1 protein-coding gene is annotated in these 1,077 nt (G+C 64.4%); it reads left to right on the forward strand.

The window, feature by feature from the left end:
• Window positions 1-935: IS110 family transposase (locus IVA82_RS47060; RefSeq protein WP_247381108.1), on the forward strand; the 935-nt coding region annotated here is incomplete at its 5' end.
• Window positions 936-1,077: the final 142 nt, after the last annotated feature.

A 1,077-nucleotide genomic window follows, 5' to 3' on the forward strand; every position in this document is an offset into this window, starting at 1 on the left:
AAGCGCGGCTCGCCAATATACCGCCTTGCCTGATCGGCATGGAAGCCTGCGTCGGCGCACATCACCTGAGCCGCAAACTCGCATCGCTTGGTCACGATGCCAGGTTGATGCCGGCCAAATATGTCCGCCCCTATAGCAAGGGACAGAAGAACGACTTCAATGATGCCGAAGCGATTGCCGAAGCCGTGCAGCGCCCGACGATGAAGTTCGTGGCGACCAAGACCGTGGAGCAACTGGATCTGCAGGCGCTGCATCGGGTGCGCGAGCGGCTGGTGTCGCAACGCACCGGCATCATCAACCAGATTCGCGCCTTCATGCTGGAACGCGGGATCGCCGTGCGCCAGGGTATCGGCTTCCTGCGCACGGAACTGCCCACCATCCTTGCGACGCGCACCGATGCCCTGTCGCCACGCATGTTGCGTGTCATCGAGGAGTTGGCAGGCGACTGGCGCCGGCTGGATCAGCGCATCGACGGCCTATCCGGCGAGATCGAAGCACTGGCCCGTCAAGATCAGGCATGTTCGCGCCTGATGACGGTGCCTGGCATCGGGCCGATCATTTCGAGCGCCATGGTGGCCGCGATCGGCACTGGAGACGTATTCTCCAAAGGCCGTGACTTCGGCGCCTGGCTCGGACTGGTGCCCAAGCAGATCTCGACGGGAGACCGCACGATCCTCGGCAAAATCTCGAGGCGCGGCAATCGCTACCTGCGCGTTCTGTTTGTGCAGGCGGCATGGGTTGTGCTGGTCAGGATAAAGAACTGGGAACGTTACGGGCTCAAATCCTGGATCGAAGCCGCCAAGAGGCGGTTGCACCACAACGTGCTGGCGATCGCGCTCGCCAACAAGCTTGCCCGCATCGCCTGGGCGGTGCTGGCTAAAGGACGCGCCTTCGAGCTGACGAGGACCGACGATGCAGGCGTCCGACCTGCTTGATCCTCGCGCCGTGCTCGGCGCGGTCAAGGCGCGGCCTGGCAACGCCGGAGCCCGCCGCAAGCCAAGCGCGACGGCCGGCCTTGACCGCCCCTGCGCGCGACGCGATCGACGTTCTGCAGGGCCGGGACGAAGGAACGGCCCT

Origin of the sequence: Bradyrhizobium sp. 142 (assembly GCF_023074015.1) — a bacterium.
In the GTDB taxonomy this organism is placed as follows: Bacteria; Pseudomonadota; Alphaproteobacteria; order Rhizobiales; family Xanthobacteraceae; genus Bradyrhizobium.